This window comes from Sphingobacterium sp. GQ94 (genome assembly GCF_059758715.1).
On sequence record NZ_JCAXEC010000007.1, the window covers coordinates 23,563 to 41,168 of the forward strand.

General features: G+C 35.2%; 15 protein-coding genes. 3 read left to right on the top strand and 12 right to left on the bottom strand.

From position 1 onward, the window contains the following. Window positions 1–12: 12 nt before the first annotated feature. A complete protein-coding gene (locus tag AC6CHH_RS08295) occupies window positions 13–684 on the bottom strand; it encodes a tetratricopeptide repeat protein (RefSeq protein ID WP_498281703.1) in 672 nt (223 codons plus the stop codon). Between the two features lie 316 nt (window positions 685–1,000). On the opposite strand from AC6CHH_RS08295, the gene lon reads away from it, so the two are divergent. Together lon and rnhA are read left to right on the top strand one after the other, a co-directional pair. Beyond that, window positions 1,001–3,463, top strand: coding sequence for an endopeptidase La (lon, locus tag AC6CHH_RS08300; RefSeq protein ID WP_498281705.1), 2,463 nt, complete (start codon window positions 1,001–1,003; stop codon window positions 3,461–3,463). Window positions 3,464–3,661: 198 nt separating this feature from the next. Next, the gene (gene rnhA, locus AC6CHH_RS08305; protein WP_498281707.1) at window positions 3,662–4,159 is read left to right on the top strand and encodes a ribonuclease HI; all 498 of its coding nucleotides are present in this window, start codon (window positions 3,662–3,664) and stop codon (window positions 4,157–4,159) included. Between the two features lie 35 nt (window positions 4,160–4,194). Here rnhA and AC6CHH_RS08310 read toward each other — a convergent pair whose 3' ends face one another. Continuing rightward, window positions 4,195–5,697, bottom strand: a complete 1,503-nt coding sequence (locus tag AC6CHH_RS08310; protein WP_498281709.1) for an NAD(P)H-hydrate dehydratase — start codon at window positions 5,695–5,697, stop codon at window positions 4,195–4,197. Between the two features lie 50 nt (window positions 5,698–5,747). Further along, window positions 5,748–6,014, bottom strand: a complete 267-nt coding sequence (locus tag AC6CHH_RS08315; RefSeq protein ID WP_498281711.1) for a hypothetical protein — start codon at window positions 6,012–6,014, stop codon at window positions 5,748–5,750. 107 nt (window positions 6,015–6,121) lie between these two features. On the opposite strand from AC6CHH_RS08315, the gene AC6CHH_RS08320 reads away from it, so the two are divergent. After that, the gene (locus AC6CHH_RS08320; RefSeq protein WP_498281713.1) at window positions 6,122–6,853 is read left to right on the top strand and encodes an acyl-[acyl-carrier-protein] thioesterase; all 732 of its coding nucleotides are present in this window, start codon (window positions 6,122–6,124) and stop codon (window positions 6,851–6,853) included. A gap of 160 nt (window positions 6,854–7,013) precedes the next feature. Here the strand turns inward: AC6CHH_RS08320 and AC6CHH_RS08325 are convergent, their stop codons facing one another. The 9 genes from AC6CHH_RS08325 to AC6CHH_RS08365 form a co-directional block, all read right to left on the bottom strand. Then, a complete protein-coding gene (locus AC6CHH_RS08325) occupies window positions 7,014–7,583 on the bottom strand; it encodes a gluconate 2-dehydrogenase subunit 3 family protein (protein WP_498281715.1) in 570 nt (189 codons plus the stop codon). A 12-nt stretch (window positions 7,584–7,595) separates the two neighbouring features. Next, on the bottom strand, window positions 7,596–9,020 hold the full coding sequence (locus AC6CHH_RS08330) for a Gfo/Idh/MocA family protein (protein ID WP_498281717.1): 1,425 nt from the start codon (window positions 9,018–9,020) through the stop codon (window positions 7,596–7,598). Window positions 9,021–9,038: 18 nt separating this feature from the next. Then, window positions 9,039–10,724 carry a GMC oxidoreductase gene (locus AC6CHH_RS08335; protein WP_498281719.1) on the bottom strand — a complete coding sequence of 562 codons (1,686 nt, stop codon included), beginning with the start codon at window positions 10,722–10,724 and terminating at the stop codon, window positions 9,039–9,041. Window positions 10,725–10,736: 12 nt separating this feature from the next. Next, a complete protein-coding gene (locus AC6CHH_RS08340; RefSeq protein ID WP_498281721.1) occupies window positions 10,737–11,990 on the bottom strand; it encodes a nucleoside permease in 1,254 nt (417 codons plus the stop codon). A 100-nt stretch (window positions 11,991–12,090) separates the two neighbouring features. Further along, window positions 12,091–13,020 (bottom strand): hydroxypyruvate isomerase family protein, encoded by a 930-nt coding sequence (locus AC6CHH_RS08345; RefSeq protein ID WP_498281723.1) that lies wholly within the window; start codon window positions 13,018–13,020, stop codon window positions 12,091–12,093. Between the two features lie 28 nt (window positions 13,021–13,048). Further along, window positions 13,049–14,056, bottom strand: coding sequence for an FAD:protein FMN transferase (locus tag AC6CHH_RS08350; RefSeq protein ID WP_498281725.1), 1,008 nt, complete (start codon window positions 14,054–14,056; stop codon window positions 13,049–13,051). 2 nt (window positions 14,057–14,058) lie between these two features. Then, window positions 14,059–15,372, bottom strand: a complete 1,314-nt coding sequence (locus AC6CHH_RS08355) for a Gfo/Idh/MocA family protein (RefSeq protein ID WP_498281727.1) — start codon at window positions 15,370–15,372, stop codon at window positions 14,059–14,061. A 45-nt stretch (window positions 15,373–15,417) separates the two neighbouring features. Further along, window positions 15,418–16,383, bottom strand: a complete 966-nt coding sequence (locus tag AC6CHH_RS08360) for a formylglycine-generating enzyme family protein (protein WP_498281729.1) — start codon at window positions 16,381–16,383, stop codon at window positions 15,418–15,420. A gap of 103 nt (window positions 16,384–16,486) precedes the next feature. Continuing rightward, on the bottom strand, window positions 16,487–17,401 hold the full coding sequence (locus AC6CHH_RS08365) for an AEC family transporter (RefSeq protein WP_498281731.1): 915 nt from the start codon (window positions 17,399–17,401) through the stop codon (window positions 16,487–16,489). Between the last annotated feature and the right edge of the window lie 205 nt (window positions 17,402–17,606).

The window sequence follows — 17,606 nt, forward strand, 5'->3', positions numbered from 1 at the left end:
ACCGTAGATATATTATTTCAAATTATCACGATATACTTTGGCTTTTTTAACCTCTGTCTGTATGTCCTTACGAGCAGAATTATACGTTAAAACTTTCTCATAATCAGCAACCGCTTTATTGTAAGCATCCGACGCAGTTTCCTTGTTATAATTAGGCGCTCCAAACGTACCTGTCAAAATTCCTAAATCACGATATGCAATTGCACGATTTTGATATAATTTGGCATCTCCCGCATTGATGAGGATAGCTTTTGAATAATCAGAAATTGCAGATTTCAATAAGCCCTCACGGTCAACATTCGTTAATTTAAGATCCTTATTAACTGCCATATTATTATTAGCTTTAGCTTTATAATAAAACGCCGATACATTTTTCGAATCAAGGCTGATTACTTTCGTAAAATTAGATATCGCCTTTTTATATTCCCCATTTTGGAACTGTGAATAACCTAACAAATACACTACATCAGGGTCGTTTCCTGAAACTGGCAGTGCTTTTTCAAATTGCGTGGCTGCAGTTTTAAAATCACCATCCAACAATGCTTTTTCACCTGCACGTACATTTGGATCGCTGTGTTGTTGCTTTTCTTGAGCCTGCACTCCTAAAGTGCCAAGCGTTAATGCAATAGTCGCTAAACCAATCTTTACCGCCTTCATCTGTGTATTAAAAAAAATTAATTTCATATTCATCTCTTATATAGTTTTTCTGTTTTGTGTAAACCTTTATCAAATAGAGTAAAAATCCGTCAAAAAGTTTAAGTTATCAATGATTATTTATAAACATTTCCACATTTCAAGGGTTTTCTATTTAAACAATCATTATTTATGATGTGACAAAATTTGATTCTAACTGACGATTTAACAGCTATGTTTTTATATTAACACAAATAGTACCAAAAATAAGTCTTGGCATCGCAGTTGCATTACAATCAGAAATAATAATTTAAATTAAATATTGCTAAGCATCTGACAAGATGTCGGCAATTTGGAAATATAGCTTATGAGCAAATTTGATGCATTCAACTTTAATCAAACATTACCAATAATAAATGAAGAGACGGAATTTTTCCCACTCCTTACTCAGCAAGATGAGGATGAAATGAGAAATGCTGAAATTCCTGATCAACTTCCGATACTTCCGTTAAGGAATACAGTTTTATTTCCTGGAGTTGTTATCCCCATTACTGTAGGTCGAGATAAATCAATAAAGTTAGTTAAAGATGCCTATAAAGGCAACCGTACGATCGCTGTCGTATCTCAAAAAGATATGAACGTTGAGGACCCTACTTTTGATCAACTAAATAAAGTTGGTACTGTAGCACATATTATCAAAATACTACAAATGCCAGATGGGAATACCACGGTAATCATTCAAGGTAAACAAAGGGTGAGACTAATTGAAGTCTTGCAAACAGAGCCTTATATGACAGCCAGTGTGCAACGTTTTCCTGAAGATAAACCAAAAACTAGCAGTAAAGAATTCAAAGCCTTGATTTCTTCGGTTAAAGAATTGGCTTTGCAAATTATTCAGCTGTCCCCTAACCTTCCTAGTGAGGCAGGAATAGCTATTAAAAATATCGAAAGCCCTACCTTCTTAGTTAACTTCATTTCCTCTAATTTAGCTTTAGAGCTTGAACAAAAACAAGATTTATTAGAGAATAAGGATTTTATAAAGAGGGCTAAACAATTGTTAGAGCACCTAACAACTGAAATTCAGATGTTAGAACTGAAAAATCAGATTCAAAACAAAGTAAGAGTTGATCTAGATAAACAACAACGAGATTATTTCTTAAGCCAGCAACTTAAAACAATACAAGAAGAGTTAGGTGGAAATACTCCTGATCTTGAGTTAGAAGATTTAACCAAACGAGCCAAATCTAAAAAATGGCCACAAGAGGTCTCAAAACATTTTCTTAAAGAACTTGAAAAACTAGGACGAATCAACCCAGCTGCTGCAGATTATTCTGTACAACTTAATTATTTAGAACTCCTTTTAGATCTTCCATGGGGAGAGTATACTAAAGATAATTTTGACCTTCATCGTGCAGAAAAAGTTTTAAACAAAGACCATTACGGTTTGGATAAGGTGAAACAACGTATTATTGAATATTTAGCTGTATTAAAGTTGAAAAATAATATGAAGGCACCTATTCTATGTCTAGTGGGTCCTCCAGGGGTTGGTAAAACATCGTTAGGGAAATCTATTGCACGTGCGTTGGGAAGAAAATACACTAGAATGGCCTTAGGTGGTATAAGAGATGAGGCCGAAATTAGAGGACATCGTAAAACATATATTGGAGCGATGCCTGGACGCATTATTCAATCTCTAAAAAAAGCAGGGGCATCCAACCCTGTCTTCGTTTTAGATGAGATAGATAAAATTGGTTCAGATTTTAAAGGAGACCCTTCTTCAGCACTCTTGGAAGTATTAGATCCAGAACAAAATACTAACTTCTATGATCACTATGTAGAAATGGAATATGATCTTTCCAAAGTTATGTTTATTGCTACAGCCAATTCATTAAACGGTATTCAACCAGCTCTACTAGACAGGATGGAAATTATCGAAGTGAATGGATACACGATAGAGGAAAAAATAGAAATTGCTAAAAAACACCTTCTACCAAAGCAAAGGGAAATGCATGGGATACAAACGAAAGATATTTCTCTGAAATCTACTATTCTTGAAAAAATTATCGAAGAATATACGAGAGAATCCGGAGTTCGTGGATTGGAGAAAAAGATAGGTTCAATTGTAAGGGGTATCGCAACGCGGATTGTGATGGAGAAACCCTATAGTCAAAGTGTTAATGAAAAATTGACAGAAGAAATATTGGGTCCGCCAATTTTTGACAAAGATCTTTATGAAAATAATGAAATTGCTGGCGTTGTAACTGGTTTGGCATGGACATCTGTCGGTGGTGATATATTGTTTATTGAATCTAGTTTGAGTCCAGGCAAGGGCAAACTTAGCCTTACAGGGAATCTTGGAGATGTGATGAAAGAATCTGCTTCATTAGCAATGGCTTATTTACGATCACATTCTGAAGATTTCGGAATTGATTATAAGATATTTGATCAATGGGATGTTAATATACACGTACCAGCAGGAGCAACGCCCAAAGACGGACCGTCAGCCGGTATCACTATGCTAACTGCCTTAGCATCTTTATTTACGCAACGTAAAGTGAAATCTAAACTAGCTATGACTGGAGAAATAACCTTAAGAGGAAAGGTTTTACCTGTCGGTGGAATCAAAGAAAAAATATTAGCGGCTAAACGGGCAAATATCAAAGAAATCATTCTTTGTAAATCCAATCAGAAGGATATTCTTGAAATTAAGGAGGATTATATTAAAGATTTAACATTCCATTATGTAAGTGAAATGCAAGAAGTTGTAAAATTAGCACTATTGGAAAATAAAGTAAAAAATGCGAAAACACTTTTAAGATCTGAAAATTAAACGCGTACAATCTAAGTATTTTAACATAATCGTCTTGAAAGACCGCATTCGATCGTTAAGTCCATGCGGTCTTTCATTTGTCTGCGAAGGTGATTTTTATTATTTAATTCTTTCAAAAAAAGGAACTTCAGGTTCTCTTGACAGGCAATAATTACCTAATGAGATGTTGCATTCATTAATTTCCTTACTTTTGTGCCAATGATCGAACTTTATACAGACGGGGCTTCAAGTGGAAATCCAGGACCAGGAGGATACGGCACAATATTGCGCGTATTATATCAAGGTGAAAATCCGGATTTTAAAGGAAAATTATTACAAAAAGAATTTTCCGGAGGTTTTAGAAGGACCACCAATAATAGGATGGAGTTAATGGCTGTTATTATTGGATTAGAGGCATTAAAAAATTTAAATCAAAAAGTTACAGTATTTTCAGATTCCAAATATGTCATTGATGCAATCGATAAAAAATGGGTGTATGGATGGATACAAAAGGGTTTCCATGGGAAAAAAAATAAAGACCTTTGGCTTCGATTAATGAATGTCTATAAATTACATCAGATCAAATTAGTGTGGGTTAAGGGTCACGCGGGTCATCCTTTAAACGAAAGATGTGATCAACTAGCGGTCAATGCATCCAAAGATAAAATGCATTGGAAAATTGACACAGTTTTTGAAGCTGAAGCACAGATCAAATAATATTTCATTTATCTCCTGGTTTTCGAGACAAAATTTCACAGACAATTATTGTAAACAAAAGCATGCGGTATTCCTTCAATTATATCACTTGCTATTAAGCATGTTTGACTTTTTATTTCTGCCATATAATCTCCGGCACAGCCATGAATATAAACGGCTATAAGACTTGAATCAAAAGCAGAATAGCCTTGGGATCTTAAGCTAGTTAGCATGCCGGTTAAAACGTCACCGGAACCTGCTGTGGCCATTCCTGGATTTCCAGTTGAATTGAAATAGATATCTCCATCCGTATTAATTATTGCTGAGTGTGCCCCTTTAATAATCATTATGACCTGATGTTTAATGGCAAATTCTTTTGCTTTTTTTATTTTTTCGTAATCATTATCCCAAGGTCCTATTAGCCGAGTCAATTCCTTTGGATGGGGACTAAAAATACTTTCAAAAGGTACAAAATCTAAAAGGTCTGGTCGTATTGCCAAAATATTCAAAGCATCCGCATCAAATATGATGCGCTCATCCCCCTTAAGATTTTTCATCCAATGTGCAAATGCTTCAACGGTCTGTTGACTCTTTCCCATTCCCATCCCAATTCCAATTGCGGAAAAGGAGTTAGGAATAGAAAAATGAGCAATTTCCTTTTCAGAAGGAGTGATTTGAACAATTACCTCAGGAACAGACACTTGAATAACATCAACTCCACAACTAGGCACCATAGCAGAGACTAGGCCAGCCCCCATCCGTAAGGCCGCTTTGCTGCTTAAAACTATTGACCCCATCATTCCAACGCGACCTCCCACAATTAAAGAATGCCCGAAGGTTCCTTTATGGCTAAACTTTTCCCTTGGTCGTAATAATGGGACAATATCTGTTTTTTCAAGATAAAAATGACTACTCTGTTGATTATTAATCACCAACTTATCGATTCCTATGTTCAGAATTTTGAAATCACCTACATAGTCTTTATTTTCAGGTAATAACAAAGATAATTTAACTGTTTGAAATGTATAAACATGCTTTGCCCTGACGACAATAGAATCCGAAGGCATAGTGGTTTGACAAAGTAATCCTGATGGCATATCAATAGAGATAATGTCTCCTTGGAATTGATTAATTTGATTGATTAATGAATACCATTCGGTAGATAACGGAGAATTCAACCCGATACCGAACAAACAATCAATCAGCAATCCGTCTTTAATAATTAATTCAGAATCAAGATCAATATATTTAAAATCATTAAATTTTAATTGATTTGATAAATTATCTTGTGAATACTTCTCGCTTTGGATTAAAAATACTTGAACTTTTACTCCGATATCTCTCAATAATCTTGCTATCGCTAATCCATCTCCACCATTATTTCCCTTTCCACAAATAATATTTACAGGAACCTTGAAGAGCCTGTTTTTATAATCCATTATAAGTTCTTCTACAACAGCCTTGGATGCTCTTTCCATTAACTCCCAAAAGCTAATCTTTAGATTTAAGACAGTTTGTTGATCTACATATTGAATTTGTTCACGATTAAGTATTTTCATGAAAAGCTTTTCTAATAACAAAAAAAGAGAAGTTTCACCTCTCCTTTCCTTTAATATTCAATTTGAATTAATGATTTAAGTGGAATTAAAATACCATGTTTTATTTGAATATATTTATCAGTCAATGACCATACTGTTGTCTCAATTCGTTTAGGTCCCTGCTCAGTATTGAATACAATTGTGGTCTTTGATTTGAACTCATTTCCTAGGCGGAGAGCATTTTGCAACTTTGAGAAAAACTGGTCCGAATTATCAATTTCAGCAGGGACAATTCTGAATTTATCCACGTCTTCTTTTTCAATAGTTATTGCGGTCATATAATTTACTTTTATAAGCTTAACGTTAATTTAGCGATTTCTATATATTTGAACAAGATTTTTAGTCAGAATATTAAATTAGTTACATTCGCGTTATATATACTTATATGGGAACATTCGAAAAAATATGGAATTTGAACTTTACCCAATGTTATCCAAAGGGGGACCTAAAGTTCAGTGAACTAAATAATATTTTACAAGTAACAGCAAGCGAGCATGCAGAACAAATTGGACTGGGATACGATCAAATGATGAACGTCAATCAATCATGGGTTTTGAGTAGAATGTTAATTGAAATCGAAAAATTACCAAAATTCACACAAAGCATCACCGTTAAAACCTGGATTCAAAATTACACTGGAACAAGATCTATCCGTAATTTTGAAATCACATTAAACGATCAAATAATTGTAAGTGCGACTAGCTTATGGGTCGTATTCAACATTGAAAAGCGAAGAGCAGATACCTTAGCTATAAGTACTGATCACATCACCCTATACCCAGATATAAGTAATACAAAGGATAGTTTGAAAAAGTTAGAAATAAATGTTGCGAATCAAAATATAGGTGAGCATCGGGTAAAACTATCCGATCTTGATATTGCAAATCATGCAAATAATGTTAAATACATGGAGTGGTGCTTTGATGCAATGGAACCTAATACCATAACTGATGGATCCATTCAGAAATTAGAAATGAATTTTTTAAAGGAATTGAAACTAGGTGAAACTATTCAAATCAATGAAGGAAAATTAGATATAAGTAACTTTATCTATCAAATTGAAAAAGAAAACTCAATACATTTCCTAATGAAAGTACAAAGAGGGACAAATAAATAAACACAAAAATTGGTAGATTTATTTTCTTATCATATTTTGAAAGACATAGAAGATGATAAAAATAAAAGTGATCAAGTAAAAATCATATTTTACTTGATCACTTTATTTACTTTGCTCTAAATTCAAAAGTAACGAATTATCAAGCTTATTTTATTTTAGCTTAAATTGCCCAGGCTTTTTCTCCTTTTTTGTATGGATAGTTCCCATCGTATTTCCCAGGAATCTTAACATAACGGAGTGCCTGTTTCATACCAACTTCGGATGTAAAAAATCCAGTCAAAGTTAGTTGTTTCAACATCGTAAAGAAATGATTTCCGTCCTCAGGCTTTTTATTCTTTTGATACTCTTTTGCTTCTTTATCAAGTGTATCTACAAATTTCAGTTTTTCTTCGGCTGTAAGTTCCAAGAATGGTTTGTTGAATTCTTTTTTAGTTCGATCATTCACAGAATTCAATCCTTCTAAGAATATTTTTTGATCCTTTTCCTCGTAACAATCACGGATCATTACAGGTATAAATTCACCTACTCCTGCTTCTTTAGCGCCTGGAGTTGATGTTTTTGGAAGAATCGCTTCTGCTAATTCACCTAGAAAATCTGTCGATTCTTTCTCAAATAAAGCTGCCACATCTTTAGATGCTGTTCTAGTACATCCTTGAATAAACAAGTTTGCACCAATTACAGAGCCACCAACGATAAACGCAACACGTTTTAATGCTTCTCTTCTGTCCATTATTTCCAAAAATTAGATTTTATAATCAATTTCCCAACCTTGGCGGTATTCCCGTTTAACAAATTGATTAACAATATCAAAGTTAGTTACTTTCATATTATTATTATCCCATAATAATTTCAAATTACGGCCTGGATATCCACCATCAACGCGAAGATCTGCTCCTCTAATAGCTAAATTAGCCATTAATAGTGCTTCTGTTAGAGGCCCCGAAATTTCAAATGGTGCACTCACCTCTTTTTTTCCGTAACCTGCAATGCAAGCCTCAACCCATTGTTTATAGTGACCACCCGCTCCGCCTGGAACACGATCATATTTCAATGCAACATTTTCTTTTCTTGAAGTTGGAAGTAATCGAGCATTATCGCCATATGTATCAGCCAAAATCTTTCCTTTTGTGCCAACCATCAAAATTCCATTACCACCATCACCAAAAATCTCATTTGCTTCTAGTTCTTCGGGACGCGCTGGTTGAATACCACCATCCATCCAATGTAGAGTAACCGGACCTTCTGTTCTGGTAGCTTTTGGAAATGTCATTGTTGCGTGACTTGACGGTGGACAACTTTCAGGGAAATATCCACGTTTAAATTCATCAACATATACAGAGCCTACTGAAGCTTGCACATCCTGAACATACGATAACCCCAATACACTGAAAGGCACCTCAAGTAGGTGACATCCCATGTCTCCTAGAGCTCCGGTACCATAATCCCACCATCCGCGCCAATTAAATGGAACTAATTTATCAACAAAAGCTTTATCAGGTGCGGTACCTAACCAAAGATTCCAGTCTAATTCTTTTGGCACAGGAATTCCTTGAGTAGGCCACGAAATACCTTGAGGCCAAACCGGACGGTCTGTCCAACAATAAACTGTATGAACATCACCAATTAAACCGGCTTCATACCATTCACGAGCTATCCTTGGTCCATCATTAGAGGATCCTTGGTTACCCATTTGAGTAACTACTTTATATTTTTTTGCTGCCTCTGTTAAAACCCTAGCTTCCCATATGTCATGAGCAAGTGGTTTTTGAACATAAACATGTTTGCCTAATTGCATTGCTGCTAAAGCCTGAATTGCATGATTATGGTCTGGGCTTGAAACAGAAACTGCATCAATATTTTTATGCTCCTTGTCCAACATCTCCCGAAAATCTTTGTAGTATTTCGCCTTCGGAAAACGTTTTATTGAATTTGCTGCACGACGATCATCAACATCGCATAAGAATGCAATATCAGCTTTTCCACTCTCGTGAAATGAACGGATATCACTCTCACCCTTACCGCCAACTCCAATTCCTGCAACAACTAATTTATCACTAGGAGCAACAAAACCAGTGCCGCCTAACACATTTCTAGGTACTATACTAAAACCTGCAGCCGCAATTGCAGTATTTTTGAGAAATTCTCTTCTTGAATTATTTTTATTCATAATTATTGGTTTAGTCAATTATAAGTTTCCTTTTTTAAGTTCACTAATCGCGAAATCAACTGCCCTTGCAGTCAACGCCATGTATGTTAAGGATGGATTAACGCAGCCTGCGGATGTCATTGCTGCTCCGTCAGTAACAAATACATTTTTAGCATCCCAAACTTGGTTATTTCCATTTAAAACTGAAGTTTTAGGATCTCTACCCATACGAGCTGTCCCCATTTCGTGTATACCCATACCGAAATGATAACCACCATCATAGGTATTCACATCTTTAACACCAATTTTTTCAAGCATTTCTTTCATCTCCTCAGTCATATCCTTTCTCATCTTCTGCTCATTATCTTTGATTTCCATATCCATTGATAATACAGGCAAGCCCCATTTATCTGTTTTAGTTTTATCCAAGGAAATCTTGTTCTCGTGATACGGCAAAATTTCTCCAAATGCTGTGAAACCAACGCTCCAATTTCCCGGTTCACAAAGCGCATCTTTCCATGCTCCGCCAACTGCCATTTCGGCAATATCGCCTGACCAACGACCACGGCTTCCGGATCCTTGATACCCAAAACCGCGCACATAGTCACGTTTTTTTGTATCACTTGGAATATTCACAAATCTCGGCACATATAATCCGGTTGGTCTTCTTCCAAAATAATACTTATCATCATATCCTTCGACTTTACCTCCCGCACCGAGGCGAAAATGATGATCCATAGCGTTATGACCTAATTCACCTGAGCTACTTCCTAAACCACCTTCCCAGACATCCGTAGCAGAATTCATTAATACCCATGTTGAGTTAAATGCAGATGCATTCACGAAAATAACTTTCGCAAAGAATTCATAGGTTTTATTCGTTTCTGCATCAATAATTTCTACTCCTTTTGCCTTTTTGGTATCTTTATCATAAATTATTTTAGTTACTATAGAGAAAGGTCTGAGGGTTAAATTCCCAGTTTTCATAGCCGGAGGTAAGGTTGAAGATTGTGTGCTAAAATAAGCTCCAAAATTACAACCTAACCAACATTGGTTTTGATATTGGCAATTAACACGGCCAGTATGCGGTTGAGTGATATTTGCGGTACGTCCCATAATGAAGTGACGATTTCCGCTATATTCTTTTTTTAGTCTTTCTGCAAGATCTTTCTCAACAATGTTAAAATCCATTGCTGGCATAAAGTCACCGTCGGGCAAAACATCGAGGCCGTCACGGTTACCCGAAATACCAGCCCATTTCTCAGCATAACTATACCAAGGAGCAATTTCAGCATACCGGATTGGCCAGTCAACCCCATGACCATCTTTTAAATTAGCTTCAAAATCTAGATCACCTAAACGGTAACTTTGGCGACCCCACATTAATGAGCGACCTCCCACATGATACCCTCTAAACCAATCAAACCGCTTAACTTCGGTATAAGGACTTTCTTTTTCATTCACCCAGAAATCTAGGTTTTTTTCATTTAATGGGTAATCTCGTTTCAATACTGGATAATCTTTTTCCATTTGAACAGTACGACCACCTCTATGTGGATATTCCCAAGTATCCTTTACGGCATGATAATCCTTAACGTGTTCTACATTACGACCACGTTCTAACATGATTGTTTTTAAACCCTTTTCAGTTAATTCCTTGGCGGCCCATCCACCACTGATACCGGATCCAATAACAATAGCATCGTATACATTATTTTCTACCATTATCTTTTATTTTTAATTAGTTTCAGTTTGATTTTTTATAGTTTCTTTTTTGAAGAAAACTAAAAATATAATAAACACCAAAAATGCAATTCCAGCTGGAACTACCCACAACTTGTTCCAGAATAATGCGAGGTCATTTGTTTTGATATCAACATACATATCACTTACATATCCAGCTACCCAAAATCCGATTAACTGCCCTACCCCATAGGTAGCTAAAGTTATTAAACCTTGTGCTGCACTTTTATTTTCTGAACCAGCCTTGGAGTCTGTATAAATCTGTCCAGACACAAAGAAGAAATCATAACATATTCCATGTAAAGCTATACCTAATAATAGCATAAATGTATATTCTCCAGCATTTCCATAAGCGAACAATACATAGCGAATTACCCAACATAACATTCCCAATAAAATGGTGTTTTTAAAGCCAAATCGCGTAAAGAAAACGGGTAGTAATAACAAACATAATGCTTCCGAAATCTGACCAATGGTCATTTTACCCGTTGCATTTTCTAAACCAATTTCTGTCAAAAAGGGGTTCGCATATTGATAATAAAACGCGAGTGGGATACAAATTAAAATGGAACATAAAAAGAATACTAAAAAATTACGATCTTTCAATAACTTTATAGCATCCAATCCTAATATCTTTGAAATACTTTCCTTTTCATTTTGATTTCCAGCTTTAACCGGAGGTGTTTTCGGAAGTAAAAAGCTAAACAAACCCAAAACCAGAGATCCGACTGCAGCCATTAAAAAGGTATTGCGAAGCAAACCGTCTTGTAACCCTTGATCTGAATCCCATTTGAATAAATAACTGATTGACAAACCTGCAACTATCCAACCAATTGTACCCCAGATTCGAATAAATGAAAATTCTTTCTCTGGATTTTTCATTTGTCTAAAAGAAACTGAATTTACTAATGATAAGGTTGGCATATAAAGAATCATATACCCTAAAACATACGGGAAAAAAGTTGCCACATCTTCACTGTTATAAAGTTGAAACATTAAAACAGCACCAATAAGGTGTAATACACCCAATATTCTTTCTGCATTAAAATAGCGGTCAGCGATCATTCCAATTATAAATGGAGCTATAATAGCTCCCCATGATTGAGTCGAAAAAATATTAGAGATCTCTAAGCCAGATGCTTTTAGTGTATTTCCTAGGAACGTTCCCAATGTTACAAACCATGCTCCCCAGATAAAGAACTCCAGAAACATCATGAAGGATAACTTAAACTTAATAGATGATGACATTATTTAAGGTTTATTAAATATAATAGAATTAAAGATATAAATAATTAAGTGTTTTCAAAAGATGATAACGAATTTGTTTCATTACTAAATGCGTTTAGCACTAAAATGAATCAACCTCTCTATAAGCTTTCACAAGAGCATCTTCACCTTCTTTACCAGATTTGGACATACCATGTTCCATACCGATAACCCCAGTATATCCTTTTTTATGAAGCCATTTAAAAATATTTTTATAGTTAACTTCACCAGTAGTTGGTTCGCGTCTACCTGGATTATCTCCTACTTGGATATAGGCAATTTCACTCCAACATAAATCCATATTAGGTATTAAGTTTCCTTCATTTTTCTGTTGGTGATATGCATCATAAAGAATCTTACAAGACGCACTACCAACCGATTTACAGATTTCATATGTTTGGTCCGTAAATCTCAAGAACAAATCTGGTGTATCACTTAATGGCTCTAATACCATAGTGATTCCATGAGGTTCAAAAATTTCAGCCCCCCTTCTTAATCCCTCTATTACGTTTGCTGTTTGTACACCAATTGGCAAATTCCTTGCGTAGTCCCCTGGAACAACTGTTACCCACTTCGCATTGCAACGTTTTGCTATTTCTACAGACTCTTTACATCCTTTTAAAAAGATATCAACGTGTTCCTGTTTGCCTGCTGCTAATGTATTGGCACCATTTCCTCCTTTAGGAACAACAAATACCCCCATACGCATACTTAACTTTGCTAATAGATCACCAATCTTTTTTTGTTCCTCAGGGGATCTTCCCGGCATACCATTGTCTTCTATACTCCTAAAACCTAAATCATACATATATTGTATCTCATCTAGAACATTTTTCCCAGCACTAGCTGCAAACATTCCTTGATGTGGAGCATAATCTAATTTAAAAGGTTGATTGGCGGAATTTGGCATGTTATTGTTGGAATTCGACTGAGTATGAGCATCAAGGTTACTTGATAATAAGGATGCTCCAACTAATACAGAACTATTTTTCAAAAAATCTGATCGTTTCATGTAGGTTTAAGTTATTAAAATAAAAAATTTATTTGGTTTGCAAAAACTTTGCGAAACCCGTAGAATGGGCCTCTTTTACCTGACCATTATCTAAATATAATAAATAAATATCCATTATATTTTTTGAATTCGCAAATCTCAAAGCATCTTCAGGTGTCATAGCCATAAAAACATTATCATACGCATCGGCATCGATGGCCTTATTTGCTATAACCGTAACTGAAATAATTGTTGATGTCAATGGATAACCATTCCGTGGGTCAATATGATGTGAAAATTTATATCCATTAACCTCTCGAAAGTTCTGATAACTGCCGGAAGTAGTAATAGCCTTATTTTTCAACATTACAATGTGTTCCGAATTCTCAGTTTCAGATTCTGGTCTTTGAATTAAAATTTTGAATGGTTCATTATTCGGTTTTTTTCCATGGGTTTTAATCTCACCTCCCACCTCAACTATAAAATTTTTAACGCTTTTTTTAAGAAGATAATTATAAAGAACGTCTACCGTATATCCTTGAGCGATACCGTTTAGGTCAACCTGAACTCCTGCTTGTTTTTTTTTCAGCACTTTGCCCTTTAAGCTTAGCTTATCCATTCCAACGGAATTCAATACTTCTTTTACTTTGTTTGAATCTGGTATCCCTTGCTCTTTTTCAACTCCAAATCCCCACAATTCAACCAGTGGCTTAACTGTAACGTCGAATAAGCCTTTCGAATCTTGATAAACATTAAATGCGCTTTTGATCACCTCATACATATGAGGATCCAACTTCATTTGGTTGGTGGTATACTTATTGAATTCAGAAATTTTAGAATCGTTTATATACAAAGACATGGATTCATCAATCTCTTTGAATACGCTATCTATAGCAGATTTTTTTATAACGGGTGAAGAAGAATAATAACTGATTGTATAGGTTGTACCCTGAGCCTTCCCATATATTTCATGACGTTTTAAAACAGAGATTGGTTGTTGGGAATAAGTCCAACAACCAATCATCATTAATACGATAAAACTGGAAAATTTTATCACAGTTAAATATATTTATCTACGTCTATTCCTGGAATTGCAACTGGATAAAACCCATCCTTATTTGGAACTATCTTTGGTGTAGCATCCCATGAATATGTTGTTGGCATCAAATCGATATTAGATTGTAAGGCAGCATCCCACTTAATAACCTTACCCGTATAGCAGGCAATTCGGCCGATTATTCCCGTTAAACTACTATAAGCTCCATATTCAGCATTATCGAATTTGTACTCCCCTTTGGCAACAGCTTCAAACAATTCTTTATGCTCTTGTTGATACGGGTTAGGGTTTCCTTTTGGATCATGTCTATAAACTTCCTTTCCATTCGCATCCCATAATATCGCTTGGTTATTCGCTGATAGAAATGCTCTTCCTTTTGAAGCTTGGAAGGTTTCATCTACACGGTTGGAAATGCCTTCAAAATGTCTACATTGACTATAAACAACAGATCCATCATCATAGGTTAACTCAAGTGCAAAATTATCATAGATCTCACCATACTCTTTTCCTGTACGGTGTGCTCTACTCCCAGTTCCTTGAATTAAAACCGGATATTTCCCTTTTACCCAATTGGCTATATCAATATTATGGACATGTTGTTCTACAATATGGTCCCCACATAACCAGTTGAAATAATACCAGTTACGCATTTGATATTCCATTTCCGTTTGTCCGGCTTTACGAGGTCGCACCCAAACACCACTTCCGTTCCAATATACTTGACCAGAAACAACCTCTCCAATTGCACCGTCGTGAATTCTTTGAATCGCTTCTCTATAATTAGTTTGATAACGACGTTGTAATCCAACCACGACATTCAATTTCTTACGACGAGCTTCTTTAGCTGTTTCCAAAACACTACGTACTCCTGGAATGTCGGTGGCGACTGCTTTCTCCATAAACACATGTTTACCTTGTTTTACAGCTTCAGCAAAATGCATTGGACGAAATCCCGGAGGAGTTGTTAGTAAAACAACATCGGCATCTTTCATAGCTTCTTTATACGCATCGAAACCAACATACTTACGGCTATCAGATACATTAATTTTATCTCCGAATTTCTCCTTAAGAATTTTGTATGTATTATCTAGATTATCCTTAAAAGCATCAGCCATAGCAACCAATTGAATGTTTTGACCAGAAGCAAATGCATCGAAGGTTGCCCCAGTTCCACGGCCTCCACAACCAATTAATGCAATTTTTATCACGTCGCTTCCAGCAGCAAACACTTGGCTAACCGAACTAGAGGTAAGTGCCGCAGCCCCTACAATAGCAGATGAAGATTTTATAAATTCTCTTCGTTTTAAACTTTCCATGAATATAGATTTAAATTGAGTTTATTATTAGGTATTAGGTTTACATTAAAAATCTTTGATTGGAGCTTTGTCATAATATGCCATGATTTCTTCATGACTAGGTTGATTGACAGGTCGAACTAAGCGCATTCCGACAAATGGAGCTTCAGGAAACCACCAATTCGACTTTGGAATTTGAGGATCTAATTGTTTCCAAAATGGATCGGAGGCAATCCTTGAAGATGATCTTAGGTCTTTCGGGTCACTGTCAAAAGATCCACCCCGCACTACATGGGGATATAATTTAGTAGGGACATTCACAGGGTTATCTGCAACCTTTCCATCGAACTGACTATAATAATCTTCCTGATATTGATCATAAGTCCACTCTGAAACATTGCCTAGAATATCATACAAACCCCAAGGATTAGGTTTTTTTGTACCGACTTTCTGAGTTTGACTTCCAGAATTTTCTTTAAAAATAGCATATTCAGATAGCTTGGATTGATCTTCACCAAAGAAATATTCGCTTTCGCTGCCAGCTCGACATGCATATTCCCATTCTGCTTCTGTAGGAAGTCTGTAAAATACACCAGTCCGAACGTACAACCATTTACAAAACTGTATGGCATTGTAATGGGTCATAGCTAAAGCAGGCAAACCGTCTTTACCAAATCCAAAAGTCATATCTAAATATGGCTTTGTTGGTCGGGTTACTGCATCCACCTCAGGTGGTACTTTTCCATCTGTTGATTTAGTTATTTCAAAATCTTTGTATAAGAAAGGTTCAAAGATATTCCATGTTACCTCATAAGTTCCCATCCAAAATGGATCAATTTTCACCTCATGCACAGGCTTTTCATCAACATGATCAGAACTCGCACTGCCCATTTTAAATTTCCCTTCAGGGATAGCCTCCATCGTGAATTCAAGGTTAGTCCCATCTATCTTTTGCGTATATTTTTCATGCTTGGTTTGAGCATAGCTTAACTGCATTCCTGCTAATAAGGCAAAGAATAATACATTTTTCATAAATTACTTACAAGTATTTGTTTTTATTAAAATTTAATAGCAATCCTTTGTTTAAATTGCAATAAAGATAAAAAATCTAACACTAAATTCCATAACATTTCAGTTACAAAATATAATTGTTCAAAATTTGGAACCATAAAAAAGATGTTATTATACCCAATGGAATCCCCAATCCAATCACACTATTTCCAATCTTAGAATTTAGTTTAAACTGACTCAATACCATGCTTGTAGCTACTAAACTCGGCATAGCCATTTCAAAAATAGAGACCTCTACAATTTCTCCCTTAAAACCAAAAACCAATGCAATTGAAAAGACTAACAGAGGGGCTAAAACTAATTTATAAATAATCGCATAAGTAATATTTGGAACCTCTTTTTTGACAATTGCAAAATTTAGTTGTAGGCCAATAGAGAATAATGCAATAGGTGAAACCGTAGCTGCTATCATTTGGAAAAAGTCGTCGAGACTACTTAAATCTATAAATTTTGAAAGTACAATCGCAGATAAACAGCCAATTAAAGGAGGAAAAGTAAATACCCTTCTTAATAAAAAAACAAACCTCACTGTACTTTTGGTATTCAAGCTGCCCTTCATAGCAATTATTACCCCTAGAGTTGAAAGCAAGAAAAAAGTCATTTGATCGCTTACAATTCCAATAGGTAAGGATTGAGCACCATAATATGCAGTGATTAATGGAAACCCTACAAATGAAGTATTACTCAACCCACCAACTAGCATTAAAGTATTCACAGTTCTTCTAGACAGATTAAATATTCTTCCTAAAATGTAAAAAAACAAAACTGAACCAACCAAAATTACCAAAGGGCATAACATTGTGAATAGGAGATTATTATCCCATTTCAATTTAGGTAAATATCTAAATGAAATTGCTGGTAATCCAAAATATAAAACCCAAGCGTTTAAAGCTTTAAATCCATCTTTTGGTACCCAATTTAATTTTCTACTGATAACTCCTGCGGATAGACAAAATATGATGAGAATAAAATTAGACACAGATTTTATTTATAAAATGAAAGAAATAAAACGATATTGTTATGATTAGTTCACAAAGTTATTAATAATGAGTTAAGGTACAAGGCATTCATTATTTATAAATCTGTTTCTAAAATATTCAAGTTATTAAACTATCTCTCGAAAAGATAATATATAAAACCCAACAGATTCAATAACATTTGACACAAAAATTAATTAATTATGA